General features: G+C 49.9%; 16 protein-coding genes and 1 CRISPR repeat array. Of the genes, 4 read left to right on the top strand and 12 right to left on the bottom strand.

Annotated elements, in window-relative coordinates:
* Positions 1-5: 5 nt before the first annotated feature.
* Together HQN79_RS00555 and HQN79_RS00550 are read right to left on the bottom strand one after the other, a co-directional pair.
* The gene (locus HQN79_RS00555) at positions 6-977 is read right to left on the bottom strand and encodes an AAA family ATPase (protein WP_173283757.1); all 972 of its coding nucleotides are present in this window, start codon (positions 975-977) and stop codon (positions 6-8) included.
* 15 nt (positions 978-992) lie between these two features.
* Positions 993-2,249, bottom strand: a complete 1,257-nt coding sequence (locus HQN79_RS00550) for an MFS transporter (protein ID WP_173283756.1) — start codon at positions 2,247-2,249, stop codon at positions 993-995.
* A gap of 206 nt (positions 2,250-2,455) precedes the next feature.
* On the opposite strand from HQN79_RS00550, the gene HQN79_RS00545 reads away from it, so the two are divergent.
* On the top strand, positions 2,456-3,100 hold the full coding sequence (locus HQN79_RS00545; protein WP_173283755.1) for an ArsR/SmtB family transcription factor: 645 nt from the start codon (positions 2,456-2,458) through the stop codon (positions 3,098-3,100).
* Between the two features lie 233 nt (positions 3,101-3,333).
* Positions 3,334-3,816 carry a GNAT family N-acetyltransferase gene (locus tag HQN79_RS00540; protein ID WP_173283754.1) on the top strand — a complete coding sequence of 161 codons (483 nt, stop codon included), beginning with the start codon at positions 3,334-3,336 and terminating at the stop codon, positions 3,814-3,816.
* 14 nt (positions 3,817-3,830) lie between these two features.
* Here HQN79_RS00540 and HQN79_RS00535 read toward each other — a convergent pair whose 3' ends face one another.
* The 3 genes from HQN79_RS00535 to HQN79_RS00525 form a co-directional block, all read right to left on the bottom strand.
* Positions 3,831-4,739: a hypothetical protein gene (locus HQN79_RS00535; RefSeq protein WP_173283753.1), complete on the bottom strand. Its 909-nt coding sequence runs from the start codon at positions 4,737-4,739 to the stop codon at positions 3,831-3,833.
* 73 nt (positions 4,740-4,812) lie between these two features.
* On the bottom strand, positions 4,813-5,124 hold the full coding sequence (locus tag HQN79_RS00530; protein WP_173283752.1) for a hypothetical protein: 312 nt from the start codon (positions 5,122-5,124) through the stop codon (positions 4,813-4,815).
* Positions 5,125-5,416: 292 nt separating this feature from the next.
* Positions 5,417-6,106, bottom strand: coding sequence for a class I SAM-dependent methyltransferase (locus HQN79_RS00525; RefSeq protein ID WP_173283751.1), 690 nt, complete (start codon positions 6,104-6,106; stop codon positions 5,417-5,419).
* 133 nt (positions 6,107-6,239) lie between these two features.
* Between HQN79_RS00525 and HQN79_RS00520 the strand changes: the two genes are divergently transcribed.
* Entirely contained in the window at positions 6,240-7,112 is an 873-nt protein-coding gene (locus HQN79_RS00520) for a DUF808 family protein (protein ID WP_173283750.1), read from the top strand.
* A 15-nt stretch (positions 7,113-7,127) separates the two neighbouring features.
* Here HQN79_RS00520 and HQN79_RS00515 read toward each other — a convergent pair whose 3' ends face one another.
* The 5 genes from HQN79_RS00515 to HQN79_RS00495 all read right to left on the bottom strand — a co-directional run bounded on the left by HQN79_RS00515 (position 7,128) and on the right by HQN79_RS00495 (position 10,273).
* Positions 7,128-8,270: an HD-GYP domain-containing protein gene (locus HQN79_RS00515; protein WP_173283749.1), complete on the bottom strand. Its 1,143-nt coding sequence runs from the start codon at positions 8,268-8,270 to the stop codon at positions 7,128-7,130.
* A gap of 135 nt (positions 8,271-8,405) precedes the next feature.
* Positions 8,406-8,810, bottom strand: a complete 405-nt coding sequence (locus HQN79_RS00510) for a DUF423 domain-containing protein (RefSeq protein ID WP_173283748.1) — start codon at positions 8,808-8,810, stop codon at positions 8,406-8,408.
* 50 nt (positions 8,811-8,860) lie between these two features.
* Positions 8,861-9,319, bottom strand: coding sequence for an NUDIX domain-containing protein (locus HQN79_RS00505; RefSeq protein WP_173283747.1), 459 nt, complete (start codon positions 9,317-9,319; stop codon positions 8,861-8,863).
* A 125-nt stretch (positions 9,320-9,444) separates the two neighbouring features.
* Entirely contained in the window at positions 9,445-9,855 is a 411-nt protein-coding gene (locus HQN79_RS00500) for a hypothetical protein (RefSeq protein WP_173283746.1), read from the bottom strand.
* A 115-nt stretch (positions 9,856-9,970) separates the two neighbouring features.
* On the bottom strand, positions 9,971-10,273 hold the full coding sequence (locus HQN79_RS00495; protein ID WP_173283745.1) for a peptidylprolyl isomerase: 303 nt from the start codon (positions 10,271-10,273) through the stop codon (positions 9,971-9,973).
* A 282-nt stretch (positions 10,274-10,555) separates the two neighbouring features.
* Between HQN79_RS00495 and HQN79_RS00490 the strand changes: the two genes are divergently transcribed.
* Positions 10,556-10,972, top strand: coding sequence for a DUF302 domain-containing protein (locus tag HQN79_RS00490; protein ID WP_173283744.1), 417 nt, complete (start codon positions 10,556-10,558; stop codon positions 10,970-10,972).
* Between the two features lie 52 nt (positions 10,973-11,024).
* Positions 11,025-16,875: direct repeats of the CRISPR family, unit length 28 nt; unit sequence TTTCTTAGCTGCCTTGGCGGCAGCGAGC.
* Between the two features lie 129 nt (positions 16,876-17,004).
* On the opposite strand, the gene cas6f is transcribed toward HQN79_RS00490, so the two are convergent.
* Together cas6f and csy3 are read right to left on the bottom strand one after the other, a co-directional pair.
* On the bottom strand, positions 17,005-17,571 hold the full coding sequence (gene cas6f / locus HQN79_RS00485; RefSeq protein WP_173283743.1) for a type I-F CRISPR-associated endoribonuclease Cas6/Csy4: 567 nt from the start codon (positions 17,569-17,571) through the stop codon (positions 17,005-17,007).
* Positions 17,572-17,574: 3 nt separating this feature from the next.
* Positions 17,575-18,609, bottom strand: coding sequence for a type I-F CRISPR-associated protein Csy3 (csy3, locus tag HQN79_RS00480; RefSeq protein WP_173283742.1), 1,035 nt, complete (start codon positions 18,607-18,609; stop codon positions 17,575-17,577).
* Between the last annotated feature and the right edge of the window lie 7 nt (positions 18,610-18,616).

Here is an 18,616-nt window from a genome sequence, read left to right as displayed (position 1 = left end):
GACAGTCAATCCGTTTCCGGGATGGCGACCAATTCGATCAAACGCTGGATGATTTTATCCGCGCTCCAGCCACTGGCATAGGCACCAAAGCTTAGGATAATTCGGTGCCGCAGAACATCCGGCAGCATCTGCTGCACATCGTCCGGCGTGACGAAATCCCGACCATCCAGCCATGCCCAGGCACAGCTGGCATGTAACAAAGCCAGAGAAGCACGCGGCGAGGCACCGATTTTCAACACTTCCTCCATCTCGGGATCCAGCTCTCCAAGACGGCGGGTGGCGGTCACCAACGCCACCATATACGCTTCGACAGGCTCGGAAACATATTGTTCCGAAACCTGATGACGCGCCTGCATCACCTGTTGCGGTGTTAAGGCGCTCTGGTAGTTATCCTGATCTTCGCCGAAGTGGCGTTTGCGGTCGCGACGCAGAATTTCCAGTTCATCTTCCTGATCTGGGTAATCCAATAACAGGTGCAACATAAAACGGTCGAGCTGCGCCTCAGGTAAAGGGTAGGTTCCGTTCTGCTCAAGCGGGTTCTGAGTGGCCAGAACCAAAAACGTCTCCGGCAAGGCGCGCGTCTTACCGCCGGCCGTTACCTGTTTTTCCGCCATCGCCTCCAACAGCGCCGACTGCACTTTCGGCGGCGCACGGTTAATCTCGTCGGCCAGAATAATATCGTGGAAAATCGGCCCCGGAACAAAGCGTAAAGCACCGCTCTCTTTATCCAGAATTTCCGAGCCGATCACATCGCCCGGCATCAGGTCAGGAGTAAACTGGATACGCTGGAAAGCGGCATGAACGCCCTGTGCCAGCGCCTTAACCGCGGTCGTTTTAGCCAGCCCTGGCGGCCCCTCCAGCAGGACATGCCCGCCGGTCAGAAGTGCGACCATCATTTTATCGAGAAGCGCTTCTTGCCCGACAATCACAGTCTGCAAATGTTCTTTCAATGCCTGAAATTCTAATTGACTCGACATAGGTTTACCTGCCACTTAATGAATCTGTTTACGAGGGACTTTAAGCCAAACCCAAAGACCCGAAATTACCATCGCGACCGCAACCAGTTCAAAAGCGCTTTCCAAGCGTCCGGTAAACTGAGCTGCCAGTCCCATAATCAAGGCGCCGATTGCATAACCGAAATCGCGCCAGAACCGGTAAACGCCTAAAATCGTTGCTCTTTCCTGAGCGTCTGCATGATCGGCCACGGCTGCACCCAGAGTCGGATAAAGCATTGCCATCCCAAGACCAATCAGAGCGGCTTCCAGCGTCCACCACCCGCTGTCATGGCTGTGAATAATCGCCCAGACGCCCAGCGCACATAGCCACATTCCAGCCACAATGAGAGGCTTACGACCTATTCTATCCGATAAAGGACCTGTTACTAACTGGGAGGCTCCCCAAACGACGCCGTAAACTGAAATAATAGCGCTGGCTTGAATCAGCGACAACTCCCGACTGAGCAAATAAACCGGCAGAAGCACCCAAACCAACGCATCGACAAACTTCTCAACCATGCCCGCCTGGTTCAGCGCAACAAGCGGAGAGTATCGCAGAGTGGCGTAGGCAAACAACGTGTTTAGAGGCCGGCTTTGTCGTCGGGAAGTCGATTGACTGACGCCATTGCCTTCAGCCCAAGGCCTGGTTTCGACAATGTGAAAAACCGCCAGATATAAACCGGCAAACAGAGTGAGCGCCGATAAAATACCCAACGCCAAATGCGCCCCCAGCCATTCAACCGCCGCTGCGGCAAGCAATCCGGCCAAGCCAACGGCAGCATAACCGGAAAATTCATTTAAACCGTTAACCAGCCCCCTCTGAGTGGGCTTAGCCAAATCCAGTTTACTGTTAAGCGCCATCGACCAACTTAACCCCTGATTTAACCCCAGAAACAGAGTGGCCGCTAAAATCCAATACCAGTTATCGGCGAAATAGAACAAAACCGGAATCGGCAATGCCGCTATCCACCCGAGAATCAGTATATTTTTCCGCCCGAAACGCTCGGACATCCGCCCCGCCAGCAAGTTCATCACCGCCTTGATAAAACCGAACACCACGACAAACGCGGTAAGCAATATAAACTGCTGCTCGGCCAAACCGAATTCTGTAGAAGACAGTCCCGGAAGCACCGTGCGCGTCAGTCCGATCATAGATCCGACCAGAAAGACCTGTAGTAACTGATGCAAAAACTGCGGCAGGTTACAGCGAATTCCGTTCTCAAAGTAACGCCCGGTTAACGCAGAATCTTGCATTTAACTGCCCTCATTCAACTAACTGGTTGAATGTTAGTGGCAGATTTCTGGATTGTCAAATTCCCCTTTCCAGATTGAGGCAAAAGCAGGGTCGACAAGACATGCTTCGGTCGCTATATTGTGGAGAGCCGCTTATTGCTTTCTTTTCACAGGAAACCCGGCTTCCCCGGGATTTACTATTTCATGACCAATGACCTTAAAGCAGAATGACAACCGATAATCTAAAACGATGTTTATTTGAACAATTGGCGCAGATCGGCAAATCCATGGGTCATGCCAATCGCCTGCTTATACTCGACATTCTGGCGCAGGCTCCCACTCAAGTGGAAACCTTGAGTCAAAAACTCAATTTAAGCCTTGCGAATGTCTCCAAGCATTTACAACACCTTAAACAGAGCGGTCTGGTCGTTTGCGAAACTCAGGGAAAGCAGCGTATTTACCGCCTCAGCGACCCGGATATCGTGACGCTGGTACAGACGATGCGAAATATTGCCGAGAGGCAAATGGCCGAAGTCTCCACGATTCTTAATGAAAAACTTCAGCCTCGGGCACCGCTAACGCCCTTTAACCCTGGAGAGATCAAAAAGGCATTACAGGCCGAAAGCATCACTCTGCTTGATGTAAGACCGGAAGATGAGTATCAGGCCGGACATATAGACGGTGCCATCAATATTCCCATCGAGGAACTCGGCGACCAGATCGAAGATCTCTCCCGGGACAAGCCGATCATCGTGTATTGCCGCGGGCCTTATTGCCTATGGTCGTACGAAGCGGTGGAAAACCTCAGGCAGCATGATTTTGACGCCAGCCGAATGGCCGATGGCTATCCTGACTGGGAACAGACACGCTAATTTCGGATACAAAAAAAGCCCATCCCGCCACAAACTAGGATGAGCTAAAAACCTCTGATTATTGTTTTGCACAGCCTTACCAGAAAACGTGCCAACCCTTCTAAAAGCGCTGTGCTGTCATACAAATAGCCGCAATGGCGCATAGTTGTGTTCATTTTCAGAGGGAAAAACCCGCTGAAGTTGCACCAGCCAGAGGTTGAACAGGCGCTAATTTGGAGCAAGGACGGTTCAATATGAATCAAATTCAATTTCTGCAAGTAGGCAAGGACGACGCGAAAGAAATCGCCGCGCTTACCGGTGAGCTTTTGCAGGAAATCATGCAAAAAACCGGTCAGGCGGCTTTTTGCTTTGACGAACACGAAACCGTACAACGCTTGCGCGAGTTTATTGCCGAAGGGCACTACCGAGTCATTGCAGCCAAAATCGATCGGCAATTCATCGGCTTCGCCAGCCTTTACCCGAGCTACGCACTCTATGCCGAAGGCCATTTCGGCACACTGGCCGAATTTTATGTCAAACCGGAATATCGCCGCAAAGGCGTAGGCAAAATGCTCATACAGAAGGTTGTCGACTATGGATGCACACAGGGCTGGAAGCGCTTAGAGGTGACAACACCTTCGCTTCCTGAGTTTGATCAAACCCTGGCCTTTTACCAGCGGGAGGGCTTCGAAATCACCGGCGGCCGGAAACTTAAACGATTATTGGAAACTGCATAAAAAATTCAGTCTGCTTAAGAGGGCTCGCTCTTTTTCAGAGTCCTCAGCCACAGTCCAGCGCCCAAAGTAACCAATCCGGCAAGCAAGACGCTTCCCGGCGTGACGTCCAGATGCTCAAACCACTGGGTATAAAAATGAATCCCGGCGAAAACCGCCGTAGTATTGAGCATCCAACGCGAATTGTTTTTCCAGGCCCATACGGCCGCCGCCAGAAGCGCCAACGCCCAGGCGACTGCAAGAACGGTGTCGGAAACTATAATTTCCCTACTCGCTGAACGCTCGCCCCACAGGGAACCGACCCAGAAACCGAAATTCACTAAAAACACCGAAGTTCTGGAAGCAACGATCGCCAATCGCTGGAAGTCTGAGGAAAGCTTTTGCGATAGAAAATACAGTCCTGTAGCCAACAAAGAGAACAACACAATCGTCATCAATGGCTCTTGAATCACCAGAAAATAGCTGGCATGAAAATAACCGGTTCTGGCGCCTATGCTTGCGGAGAGCATCAAAACCGCCAAAACCGTCAGCAACGAACTTTTAGCCAAAACTGCCGCAGCAGCAAAGACAGCGCTAACGACTAAAATCGCTTCCAGAGCACCTCGGTACTCGGCGATAATCCCGCCGCCCATCATAAGAGAACCGGTCAGAACACAGATATTGGCCAACAAACGCCATTGTGACAGATTGCTGTTTAAGAGTCCCAAGCCGGCAATCAGAACAAAGGCGCCGATTCCAATCGCCGTGGTCGCTGCTGGAACCAGCGCCAGGGTCGCTCCGCTGACGGCAATTACTCCAAAGCCGATCAGAATGTTAAATGCCAATAAAGAAGTGGATTCAGCCGACAGGACTTTCAGGCGGGTAAACTCCTCTTCGGAAATCTTTCCGTCGCTGAGTAATTTATCGAGATCCAGAGTAACTTTCATACAGGCTCCTAAGGCAAATAGCGGAAACCGTCAATCAAGACTCGGCTTTGAAGGAATTAGCCGGACAAATCGGCTACCAGGGTCGGTCACCTTTAGGGTTGGGGCGCATTGTCAGCAACTCTTCTACTTCCTGGCGGCTGTAACCTCGTGAAAAAGCAAATTCAGCCAGATGGACGGCCCGATCCTGAAGATCCTCTACTCTGGCACCGTTTTCAATCGCTTCTTCAAGCCATTCGGAAAGCAGATCAATCGTATCCGCCTCCGACTCATTACCGCTCGCATCGACACCTTGCTCCTGCAAGCGCTTGAGATTCCGGTCGAAACACTCCAGCAGCTGTTTTGCTTTCAACTGGCATTTAATATTAATAACGGTTGCACCTTCCATGAGATTACCCCCTTTCAGACGGTTACTTTAAAACGCCTCCCCCTCTGCGTTTGTTGTATTTATTTAAGCGGAAAATGGCGTTTCTAAGGCCGCTTTGCCTGACGGTTCGAAGAGCCATTTCTTTCAAGTGTCCATCAAAATGGCGAATAGATCAACTTTCGGTAAGCGCACCCCCGCTCCGGAAAGTTCAGTCTCCGCACCGAAAAGCCGACATTCGCGGCCGCGTTGAATGAAAAATCATCTCGCAGCAAACCCCTCGCGCCATATCCATTGGATCGACCATTTTGACGCGTCAGGCATCGACGGTTTCGGCGTCCTTATACAAAAAAACCGTAAAATCGTTATCAAGATAGCCGTCTTCCCAAGCAACCCGGTCAGCGAACGTTTGGCAATAATTGACGATCTCCTGCGGCACGAAACTCTGCAGATCCGGGCGACTTGCAATCCATTCGTTGCGCGCATCCAGAAGATTGAACGCCACACCCTTGCTGCAGATTCGGTACATTTCGGAAATTATCGCCTTGGCATAGCGGCCCTGCCCTTCCTGATCCGCCTCCACCACTTCGTTCAGTGCTCCGGACAGCAAAACAAATTCGAATTGCTCAGCCGCAAAGCCCTGATCAAACAGATCCCCCTGCTGAACCTGAATATCCGGATATTGAAAACGGGCGCTCTGCACCATATCCTCGGACAAATCGATACCGACATAATCAATATCCAATCCCTTATCCCATAGATAATTGCGCAAGTCCGCAAAACCACAGCCGACATCGAGTACCGAAAAGGCGCTCTCTTCACCGCGCGGTGCTTGCTGCGCAAACACCCGAGACAGAATATCGAAACGGATCTGTTGAATTTCCCGACTACTCCAATACAGCGCTTGGGGCTGATAGCCGAAACGCTCGATAGAAACCCTGTGCCGTGTCTGAATTCGAAGGCGCTGCTTTGGGCTTAATCGTTCACTGGATGTATGCGGTTTCATAACTCTCTCTATTTTTGCCGCATTCCAACGAGCCGGAACGGGCTTTTGTGTGTATTCATCTTGTTTTAATCTGGCGCAGCCTGAACGACAAGCGTTAAAATGCGGAAAACAACTCTGCCGGGAGGGCCGCCGCATGGCCAGTGGTATTTTGCTAATTTTAGACGATATCGCCACTTTATTTGACGATGTTGCCACCTTGTCGAAAGTCGCCACCAAGAAAACCGTCGGTGTTCTGGGTGACGATCTGGCGGTTGGAGCACAACGTGCGTCCGGTTTTCACGCCAGTCGTGAGTTGCCCGTTCTATGGGCGATTACCAAGGGCTCTTTTCTCAATAAACTGTTGATCCTGCCTGTAGCTTTTCTGCTGAGCGCCTTTTTACCGCAACTGATTGTTCCGATTCTGTTGCTCGGAGGAATCTACCTAAGTTACGAAGGTGCAGAAAAAATCTATGAGTTCCTGTTCCATAGAGCCACGCAAGCGCCCGCAGCCCAAACGGCCGTCGATAAAAACGAACTTCTCGCTCTGGAAAAACGCAAAATCCGCTCGGCAATTACTACCGACTTCATTCTCTCGATCGAAATTATCATTATCGCTCTGAGCGCCGTAGCCGATGCCTCGTTACCGGCTCAAATCGGCGCAGTCACTTTTATCGCCCTGCTGGCAACGGTAGGTGTCTATGGTCTGGTAGCTTTGATGGTGCGCATGGACGATGCCGGTCTGCACCTGCTGGAAAAATCCGCAAACGAGCGCGGAATAAAGCGCGGTTTAATGCAGAAAACCGGCAGAGGATTGATCGCCGCCTTGCCGAAAATCATTCGAATTCTGGCGGTTGTGGGAACCTTGGCAATGCTGCTGGTAGGAGGTGGAATCTTTGTCCATAATCTGACCGGCCTGCACCACTTCCTTGAAGGCTTGCCGGTTTTACTCGGAGAATTGCTGGTCGGACTGATCATCGGCGTATTGACTTTGGCTGTGCTTAAAATCATCCAAAAGACGCGTGCCTGACAACCCAAAACCCAACTATTTAAAGATTTGCTGCAACTCCTGCACTTCTCTTTTACAGGCGTGCAGCGCAACAACACAGTCCGGATCGAGATGGCATCCGGCCAGCTTGTTCAACTCCGCAAAGGCCGTTTCATTATCCCAGGCTTCCTTATAACGGCGCTGACTGGTCAAGGCATCAAACACATCCGCGACTGCGACAATCCGTGCTTCAATCGGAATGTCCTGTCCCGCAAGCCCTACCGGATAACCATTGCCATCAAAGGATTCATGATGAAAACGGACGATATTCTCCAGCATTTTCACTTGGCGCAACTCATGCATATCAAAGTAACTCATCATCTCGCGAATAAGATCCGCACCTTTATCGGCATGAGTTTTCATAATTTCGAATTCTTCGTCGGTCAAACGCCCCGGCTTCATCAGAATACCGTCCGGAATACTGATTTTGCCGACATCGTGCAGTGGCGCAAACAGAAACAGCTGCTCGATAAACTCGTCATCCAGCTGATAGCGGTCGGCAATCTGCATACCGATTAATCGCGAATAGTGCGCCACCCGATCCTGATGCGCACGCGTTTCCGAGTCATGACAGCCCGAAAAGGCCAGCGTCGATTTCAAGGTCGCCAGCAACAGCTGATGCATATTACGGTCATTGGCCACCATCAGGGTAATCATATCCGCCAGAAACTCTAGACGGTAAGTCACCCTTTCGCTGAATACATTCTTCGAATAGGAGTTGAAAAAGATAAATCCGTACAGAGTCTCCTGATACTTCATCGGTAAGGTATAGCTGGAACGAAAACCGGCCTCACGGATTTTTTGCGTATGGGTGCGCTGAATCATCGCCAATTCGTCCAAATCCTGAATCAGACGACCGCAATTCTGCTCGGCAATTTCTTTCAGGGATTCCGACTCGGAAAGTTTAAAACGATAATGGTTGATCGGTCTTTCCCGGGTATTGCTATCAAAGAACGTGATCAATTCATCGGTATCTGCATCGTAATCAATGATACCGATGCGCTCTATAAACGGATGGTCTTCCAGTAAAAACTGATGCAACCGCTGCAATTCGTCCGTGAAAGAACTGTTTTTGGCGCTGTAAGACAAAGAGCCCTTTATGCGCTCTCTTTTCTCTATGGCAGGATGGTCAACTGGCATGCATTCTCCCCAAAAATGCGCATTGGCAAACACGACGCTAAACTGATCCAGTTTACCTTTAAACGGCTCATAGCAGAGTATCCGGAACCGCTTGCCGCCGTGTTTTTTTAACTTTTTTATCTCAAGGTAAGTGTTTCACGTGGAGCGGCGAATGTCTCTTGCGCCTAAAAACAGCAACAGCCATCCCAGCAAAAAAGCCATACCGCCGATCGGCGTCAAAAACACCAAAAACTTCAAACCACTTAAAGCCCATAAATACAGACTGCCGCTGAACAGAAAAATACCGGTCAGAAAACTCCAACCGGCTTTCGTCCAGAAAGCGCTCTGTTCGGAAAATAGGTGTACAAGAACCGCTATCGCCAGCAGAGCGAAAGCGTGAATAACCTGATAGTTAACCGCTTTATGCCAAACATCCAACTGCTTTACGGAAAAATGCTCCTGCAAACCGTGCGCGCCAAAAGCGCCGAGAGCCACCGCCAGAAACAGCAGAAAACTTGACCATTGCAGCCAAACCGACACTCTCTCTGAATTCAACGTCATCGCTTCTTCCCTTTCATTCTTCTTTTGAAAACACCGTCATCGGTACACGGTTAATCCAATAAATTCCGGTACAGAGGTCCGACATGCTTGGAAATATCTTGCAGCAAATCGGCTAAAGGACGAGGATCGAGCGTTTTATCCGCCAACTCACCTAAAGTCAGCCATTCGACGTCAACCTGACTGGGGTCAGGATGAGAACCATTGTGCGGCGTATAAGGTTCGGTCAATTCGCATACAAAAGCGAACTCAACCTTATGCTTTAGGGTTTGCGGATCGGACTTTGATGGACGCTGATGTTCGTAGACTTTAGCCAGACCCTTGACCCGAACTCTGGCACCGACTTCTTCCCATACCTCGCGAACGACGGTATCTTGCAAAGCTTCTCCCGGTTCCTGAGTCCCGCCCGGCAAAGTATAGATTCGACGTCCGTCAGAATATTCCTTGCGGATAAACAGGATCTTGTCATGCTCGATCAACACGCCTTTGGCCGTGTTTTTACTGCGAACCATCCTCTCGCTCCTCATGAAATACCCAATCATTTCTGGCGACCGTGCGATTTAACCGCCCCCACACCGGATTACCGCTCAAATTCGACAATCGAGCCCAAACCCTCAGGCCAAAAGGAGCAAAAAGGTTAATTCAGAATATCGATGATTTCGCGTGTTGCCTGATATAGACGCACCATCTTGCCGTCAATGCTAACGGTAACAATACCTCGAACATCGACTGGCTCGATCACTTTACCGTGACGGTAAATATCGCGATCCATGATATCTCCGCGACGCAGTTTCTTTTGCCAACCCGGAGGAAGAGGCTTGCCAGTGTTCTGAGCACGTTTCTGCAAGCCAGGCGGAAGCGACGAATCGGCGTAGCGGTCACCATCGCGATCATAGCGGTAATCGCTGTCACGCTTATCTTTTTTATCCTGCTTATGTACCTTATCGTGTTTGCCGGAATTTTCGGCATGCTCTGGTTTGGCATAAACGGTTTGCGATGCCAGCCCCATAACCGCAGCAACGGTAAACATTTTTAGAAGCATTTTCATAATCTCACCCGCATTAGTGTCTATTTTGTTTACTGATCTTTACCATCATAGCACTTAACTTTTAGAAAGGCATTGATACGTTAAAAAGCCTGAAAGCCAATCGGCGCGGTGTAATCTAACCGGCTAAATGGCGTCGTTTAATCCAGACAAGATGATAACCATGTACCGTTTTAAAAGGACCAAGCACCTGATTCAACGGCAAATCGCTAAAAATCTGCTCGGCCAGTTCCGCAACGATCACCTCCGGCTTAACCAGACCGATATCGCCGCCAATCTTAGCCGACGGACAAGTTGAATACTCACGCGCCAGACGCTCGAAATCTTCCAGCGACTGAATTTGCGGAATCAACGCCAATGCAGCCTCCTCACTCTCCAATAAAATATGATGTGCCTTTGCACGGGAATCCGGATGAATCATCGATTTTCTCCATTTTTAAGTGATTCTGGAATCATAACGGAAAACCACCTCAGACCGCCATATAACAAGAACTAAGCGCAATCCTATCTTGCCCATAAAAAACACAAGCGACGTACATAAACAGTGCAAACGACAAGACCAATACACAACTGCAAATTACAAAAAAATCCTGGAATTTTCTAAGCAAATCTTTTAAAAAACGATTTACGGCATGGCGTGAAATATGCTCATTCTCTGCCGGGAAAACAGCTTAAACCGCACCATCAACGATCAGGAAAAAACATGACAACCAAAACCGAGACACAACAGGCAAACGGCGTAATCACTCTCCGCAGTGCTTTTTCAGTCACCGAATCCATAGATAATCTGGAAAGAGAAGTTCACAAAAAAAAGATGAATATCTTTGCCCGCATCAACCATTCGGCCGGAGCCCAAAAAATTGGTTCCGAATTGCGTCCCACTGAACTGCTTATTTTCGGCAGCCCGCAAGGCGGAACCCCGTTAATGGAATGCACGCAAGTAATCGGCTTGGACCTCCCTTTGAAAGCCCTCGCTTGGGAAGACGAAAACGGAGTTGTCTGGTTGAGCTTCAACGACCTGACCTATCTCGCCGAAAGACATCAAATCAGCGACTGCCCGAATCTCGACAAACTGAATAACGTCATGAAAACCCTGATCCAAACGGCTGCAGGAAAATAGACTAAAACATGATATTACCCCCTAAAGTAAAACTCTGGGATTTCTACTTCACTTCCTAATCTGCCTTGGCGGCAGCGAGCATTATTCCGCCACCGGTGGCGCAGCAGCCGGATTTCTTAGCTACCTTGGCGGCAGCGAGCGGATAATGCCATGTTGCAGTTTGGCCAGGCGATTTTCTTAGCTGCCTTGGCGGCAGCGAGCAAAACCCCGATCTGCACCCAGTCGGTTTTTTTTTCTTAGCTGCCTTGGCGGCAGCGAGGTTGCCGTGGTTCCAGTTGGCTGATTTCCGTATTTTCTTAGCTGCCTTGGCGGCAGCGAGCAAAAAGTATCGAGAAAAAGATTATCCATAATATTTCTTAGCTGCCTTGGCGGCAGCGAGCATTAACTAAATGTTGTATTTAGTGTTTGACTTATTTCTTAGCTGCCTTGGCGGCAGCGAGCTTGATGCGGCAAAATCTTACGCATCAACGCAATTTCTTAGCTGCCTTGGCGGCAGCGAGCGCACTTTTTGCCGTCGGGGCGAAAGACATTCCTTTCTTAGCTGCCTTGGCGGCAGCGAGCGTCGCCTCGGTCGTATTGGCTTTCAGGTTTTCTTTCTTAGCTGCCTTGGCGGCAGCGAGCAAGGGGTAAACCCGGACACATGCACCTGCTTTTTTCTTAGCTGCCTTGGCGGCAGCGAGCGGTTTCACAACGTTTTCGCTGACGTAAATCATTTTCTTAGCTGCCTTGGCGGCAGCGAGCCTTAATACATCTTTAACAGTCCGTCCTAACGCTTTCTTAGCTGCCTTGGCGGCAGCGAGCAAATATTTATTGGCGTTGCCCGTATTGATCTCTTTCTTAGCTGCCTTGGCGGCAGCGAGCGTTGGCCTAGCTTGGAAGTTCCTTTTCCGCAATTTCTTAGCTGCCTTGGCGGCAGCGAGCAAAATAAATAAGCAGCCCTACCGCCTTATTTTTTTCTTAGCTGCCTTGGCGGCAGCGAGCATAATGCTTGAGAAGCAGTCATCTGGTTATAATTTCTTAGCTGCCTTGGCGGCAGCGAGCCTAACGACCTACTGGGGGAAGCAAGCACCAGATTTCTTAGCTGCCTTGGCGGCAGCGAGCGTTATTGAGCGAAGTACGGCACGGCTTTCAAATTTCTTAGCTGCCTTGGCGGCAGCGAGCTTAAAGCAACTTCAACTCTCGCGCTTAAATCTTTTCTTAGCTGCCTTGGCGGCAGCGAGCGCTTCAAGTCGTCCGGCGTGGATTAAGAAAATTTTCTTAGCTGCCTTGGCGGCAGCGAGCTGACCGTCTGCTATTTCAATAGGTGGCATACTTTTCTTAGCTGCCTTGGCGGCAGCGAGCGGACTCCGGTGCATGGAATCATTGTGAGAAAATTTCTTAGCTGCCTTGGCGGCAGCGAGCTTAAGAAATCAGAAGTGATTACCACTGACAATTTTCTTAGCTGCCTTGGCGGCAGCGAGCAATAACAAAAAAGGTTTGGCCGCCACGCTTCCTTTCTTAGCTGCCTTGGCGGCAGCGAGCTGCATCAGCTTAATGCGCTGATTAAAACGAGATTTCTTAGCTGCCTTGGCGGCAGCGAGCTGCTCAAAAACGGTTTGTACATGATGATTTGATTTCTTAGCTGCCTTGGCGGCAGCGAGCGGCGAGTAGTAGTTCGCACCGTTTGGAAAATTTTTCTTAGCTGCCTTGGCGGCAGCGAGCCGCAAAGGCGTGTAATGGTGAATAACCTGATCTTTCTTAGCTGCCTTGGCGGCAGCGAGCTGGACAATTCCGGGGCATTGACTGCCGTTGCATTTCTTAGCTGCCTTGGCGGCAGCGAGCTATCTCGTACACAAGCGCAACAACCGTTCCCTTTTCTTAGCTGCCTTGGCGGCAGCGAGCTGTTTGGGGTGGTCGTAACCATTGCTCTAAATTTTCTTAGCTGCCTTGGCGGCAGCGAGCTCAACTACCCAATCGAGCGTATAAGAAGCGCCTTTCTTAGCTGCCTTGGCGGCAGCGAGCACAAAGTGCGCGAAGTTATTCCGCATTTAAAGTTTCTTAGCTGCCTTGGCGGCAGCGAGCAGCATTTCTTTGGTCACACCGATTTTCTCAAATTTCTTAGCTGCCTTGGCGGCAGCGAGCAGCATTTCTTTGGTCACACCGATTTTCTCAAATTTCTTAGCTGCCTTGGCGGCAGCGAGCTCTTACATGATCCACATGGAAAACTTTCGTCTTTTCTTAGCTGCCTTGGCGGCAGCGAGCGGGCTTGCGATTAGCGCATCCAACATCGGCGTTTTCTTAGCTGCCTTGGCGGCAGCGAGCGGGCTGGTGTCGTGCGAATATGCCGGTTGCATTTTCTTAGCTGCCTTGGCGGCAGCGAGCAGGCGATAGATCAACCATCAAGCGCTGTTCATTTTCTTAGCTGCCTTGGCGGCAGCGAGCGTACTCGTGTTAAACGAGCGATTCCGTCTGCTTTTCTTAGCTGCCTTGGCGGCAGCGAGCTATTCGGGCTTGTGATCAGAGCATCTAGCATTTTTCTTAGCTGCCTTGGCGGCAGCGAGCCAAAAAATCAACCAGGTCGGGGTTCTCTGGCGTTTCTTAGCTGCCTTGGCGGCAGCGAGCCTAAAAAATACGTTGACGGGAAATTAAAGGTTTTTCTTAGCTGCCTTGGCGGCAGCGAGCATCTTAACAAGGGGTCAAAGGTCTATATTGAGTTTCTTAGCTGCCTTGGCGGCAGCGAGCATCCGTCTGGCTATCCACCGTCATCGACGAATTTTCTTAGCTGCCTTGGCGGCAGCGAGCTCATTTATCAATGTCGAAGCGAATTCGCTGCATTTCTTAGCTGCCTTGGCGGCAGCGAGCTAGATATGTTACCAGACCGCTTTTATATGGTGTTTCTTAGCTGCCTTGGCGGCAGCGAGCTGAGCGATTTATCATCATTAGAAGATATATCGTTTCTTAGCTGCCTTGGCGGCAGCGAGCGGATACAGGCCGAAAAAGACCTGGGTTCCTACTTTCTTAGCTGCCTTGGCGGCAGCGAGCAGACAGGGTTCTTGGGGCTTGTGTTCGTCTTGTTTCTTAGCTGCCTTGGCGGCAGCGAGCGTTGGTAATGATTGGCTGTCGAAAATGCGCGATTTCTTAGCTGCCTTGGCGGCAGCGAGCGATCATGACGTTGTAGAGTTCCGGCGTTTTGTTTTCTTAGCTGCCTTGGCGGCAGCGAGCAGGCGGCCATGCCCTGCGATAATCACCCCATCTTTCTTAGCTGCCTTGGCGGCAGCGAGCTCCGTCTTAACACACCTGGGGGCGAGGGTTCCTTTCTTAGCTGCCTTGGCGGCAGCGAGCAATTGAGGAAGCCATGAACTTAGGCCGAGGTTTTTCTTAGCTGCCTTGGCGGCAGCGAGCACCGTTTCGGTTAGCGAGGTAGATATTGTTTTTTTCTTAGCTGCCTTGGCGGCAGCGAGCTCGAACGCCGGTTTGCCAGCCTGGTGGTATTTTTTCTTAGCTGCCTTGGCGGCAGCGAGCAAGCTGCTTGGCCTGCTTAATGGTATGGACTTTTTCTTAGCTGCCTTGGCGGCAGCGAGCAACGGTACCGACCACCCCGCCGTACACCTGTTTTTCTTAGCTGCCTTGGCGGCAGCGAGCACATCGGTGTATCACTGGATCGGCGAAGGACATTTCTTAGCTGCCTTGGCGGCAGCGAGCGGTTTCTTTGTTACCGGTACCGGTGGCCGTTTCTTTCTTAGCTGCCTTGGCGGCAGCGAGCGTTGATTCGATTAATCCTTTGTCTTGCAGGCTTTTCTTAGCTGCCTTGGCGGCAGCGAGCTTCATGGCCTTTCGTTTGAGGGTGATTTTTTTTTTCTTAGCTGCCTTGGCGGCAGCGAGCTCGATCAGAGATCCCTGTTGGCTTCGCTTTCGTTTCTTAGCTGCCTTGGCGGCAGCGAGCATAAGCCAAGCGCCGCCGGCGGTTATTTAGTTTTTCTTAGCTGCCTTGGCGGCAGCGAGCAGAATGCCGCATACCTGGCGCAAATACTGAACTTTCTTAGCTGCCTTGGCGGCAGCGAGCAAACACACCTGCAAAAAGAGCTTCCGCTAATATTTCTTAGCTGCCTTGGCGGCAGCGAGCTTTTATTTATTTGCCGAGAACCGTGCTTACTTTTTCTTAGCTGCCTTGGCGGCAGCGAGCATCCTGCTTACGGACAACAGCAGGCAAGCAAATTTCTTAGCTGCCTTGGCGGCAGCGAGCGGGGATCAATTGAACAAAAGTCGTTATTTGGATTTCTTAGCTGCCTTGGCGGCAGCGAGCTCATACGCATGGGCTAAGAAGATCCAGCATGATTTCTTAGCTGCCTTGGCGGCAGCGAGCCACGCGCTGCTGGATAACGACGAAGAGGACATTTTCTTAGCTGCCTTGGCGGCAGCGAGCGCATAGCGGATTTTTCATCCGTCAACGTGTACTTTCTTAGCTGCCTTGGCGGCAGCGAGCACCCGATCAGCAAAAACTTAGCGGGTATTTAACTTTCTTAGCTGCCTTGGCGGCAGCGAGCCATGCGTTGCCTATGCAACAAGCTACGCAACATTTCTTAGCTGCCTTGGCGGCAGCGAGCGAGATCCGCAATACCAAGATCACCTTTGCGCTTTTCTTAGCTGCCTTGGCGGCAGCGAGCATCATCGACTACATCGAAAAAGATGTAATGCTTTTCTTAGCTGCCTTGGCGGCAGCGAGCGCAAGCGCCTATATCAAGTTGCAATGAGTTCATTTCTTAGCTGCCTTGGCGGCAGCGAGCAAATGCGCGCGCGACTCCTTGCGCTTCAGTTCTTTCTTAGCTGCCTTGGCGGCAGCGAGCTTTCTTTATCAACAATCGCAGGCATTTTTTTTTTCTTAGCTGCCTTGGCGGCAGCGAGCCTTGGCGGTGGCGGCGGACAAGCAAATAATGTTTTCTTAGCTGCCTTGGCGGCAGCGAGCGGGCCAAGCCTGATGCGTATGGATTGCTCTTTTTTCTTAGCTGCCTTGGCGGCAGCGAGCCTCTTTAACTGAATGGCCGAATCCAGATCCAATTTCTTAGCTGCCTTGGCGGCAGCGAGCCGTGTCAGGTGAAGCGATGGAAGATAAGTTTATTTCTTAGCTGCCTTGGCGGCAGCGAGCGATATGAAAAAAGCTTTCAGAGAGAGCCGAGATTTCTTAGCTGCCTTGGCGGCAGCGAGCGGGCATTGCCGCATTATGGCGGCTAAAAAGCTATTTCTTAGCTGCCTTGGCGGCAGCGAGCGCTGAAAAACTGGCTTGATTCAGTCCGGTAGATTTCTTAGCTGCCTTGGCGGCAGCGAGCAGCATAGGGAAATGTCTGGTCGCCACAGATCATTTCTTAGCTGCCTTGGCGGCAGCGAGCGATAAGCCACCACGTAACGAGGGTTTCCGTTTTTTCTTAGCTGCCTTGGCGGCAGCGAGCCTAATTTCGCCAAGGCGTTCATAACCATTGCTTTTCTTAGCTGCCTTGGCGGCAGCGAGCCATTGCGAATGGCCGCGCTACGAACTTTAAACTTTCTTAGCTGCCTTGGCGGCAGCGAGCGGGCAAACGGTAACTGGCCCATCAATCCGCTTTTTCTTAGCTGCCTTGGCGGCAGCGAGCAGGAAACAATTTCGACAGGTGACGACGTTTCATTTCTTAGCTGCCTTGGCGGCAGCGAGCTGCCGCTTATGTTTAGCGATGCGGCTTTGCTTTTTCTTAGCTGCCTTGGCGGCAGCGAGCGTGGAAATGTTGCAAGGCGCGATTATGGAGCTTTTCTTAGCTGCCTTGGCGGCAGCGAGCCATTGCGCCTGGATATAGGTGCCGCTTTGAATTTTCTTAGCTGCCTTGGCGGCAGCGAGCGATTTCGCCGGTTATGTTGAAGCCGATAGCAATTTCTTAGCTGCCTTGGCGGCAGCGAGCTATTCATTATTTTAAAGAAAATGAATAAAAATAGTGACTTACGACTTTTTTCTGGTTTTGCCAAAAAATTCTGCCAAAATCGTAAACCATTGATTTTCCAAATTTTTAAAGAGCGGTTAAAAACTTGGGTTAAAAATCCGGTACAGGGTTATTTAAGCCATAAGCATTAAAGATCAATTCCCTGTCTTCGTCTAAAGGCACTTTTTCTTGCCGAAGAATCAAACGCAAATTTTGCTTAGTACTGAGACTCTTTAAATTAATAAATGGCAAGCTTTTAGAGGGTTTCTGATTTAGCTGCGCAAAAGCTTCTTCAATATCCATCTGACGATATTTAGCGTAACGTCTGGCATAACTAAGATTGTTTTGCTTCGGCTGTACTCGCTTGAAAAGCGTTTTGGCTTCTATCGAAGCCGGAACAGGACGAATCCCCGTAATATGAACGTAGTCTTCGAACTTTCGCAATGTCTTTTTAAGTGCAAATTCTTCCAGAGCCTGCTCACTCAAAGCAAAAACCCTTAACTTATCCCCCAATGCTTTCTTTGAATATTTGGGAAAAGAAACACTCACCCAACGGTCTTTAGGTTTTGATTTTGTCTCAACCATCAGCATATGCAGAGGCTGATAAATCTTTTGCCACAAAAAATATTGCGATATTTCCGGCGTTGGCAATAACGTAATCTCTTGATAATATTTCATGGATTAGTCCTTTCCGCTTTCACCGAAAACACCACCTCGAACCAATACTGCCATGACATAGTGTTGCTCATCTGCATTGTCTAACTCTTCACCTAAAGCAAAACGGTCAAATAAGGTAAAGAAGTCCGCTTTTTGTTTCGGCGCTCTATAGGCTTTACCTAAATTAGTCACCGCACCATAAGGTTCAACGGCAATCGGCCCGGTATTGACCTCTTCATAATCCGGATACCAAGTATCGACACAGCGCAGAGCATTACCGATTTTTTGTGAATGCATTGCTGCCTGCCCATCAACGGCATAAAGAATCTTGCTCTTTTGGCCCTTAGCGCTCGATTTATCTAATACCAACTCCTCACTTGGATAAACATCCTGTGCCATACCGACTAATGCAAATGTATTGACTTCTAGTAGCAAAAAATCCGTTTCACCGGCTAGAGCTTGGGCAATTTGTGTCGCCAGTTCTTCGACTTGTCTGTCCTCAGAATCAAAACTTCGAGTACTAAAATCTAAAGCATTAAACGTCCATTGTGCGTCCGATCCCTGGTTAAGCACCTTAACTTGCACTTCGATCTGCTCTGCTCCGATTCGGTTACGCCATAAAAAGCGGGCATTTGCCAAATTGGTTGCATAACGACGAGCCAGTTCTTTAAAACCGAATTCATCAATATAGTCTTTTGCCGCCTGTTGATAGGTTTGCAGAAATTCTTCACTATTACAGGCTGACGGCTGCTCAACACCACTTAGAATTTTTAACGTAAACGTTAGAGCCAAGGTATCTTGCTCGGTATTCAAGGAGCAACTATCCACTCGCTGCAGGTTTGCCTTCTCCACCTCAGCATCCAGTTTTGCCGGATCAGATTGCAAAGCCTTTTTTAAACGATTCGAAATGGTTCCTCTTACCGATTTTTCTTTAAGCGCTAAGGGATGTTTAATTTTAGAGTCATTTTTTTGTGCCCAATTTGTGCCATACATAAAAGCGTCAGATGGAACAAGTTTCTTTTCAAAAGCTAAAACGGATGCCGTAATTTTCTTTGCCATGTGTATT

The organism is Thiomicrorhabdus xiamenensis (assembly GCF_013282625.1).
Taxonomy (GTDB): domain Bacteria; phylum Pseudomonadota; class Gammaproteobacteria; order Thiomicrospirales; family Thiomicrospiraceae; genus Thiomicrorhabdus; species Thiomicrorhabdus xiamenensis.
This window is presented reverse-complemented; position numbering and strand designations above follow the sequence as displayed.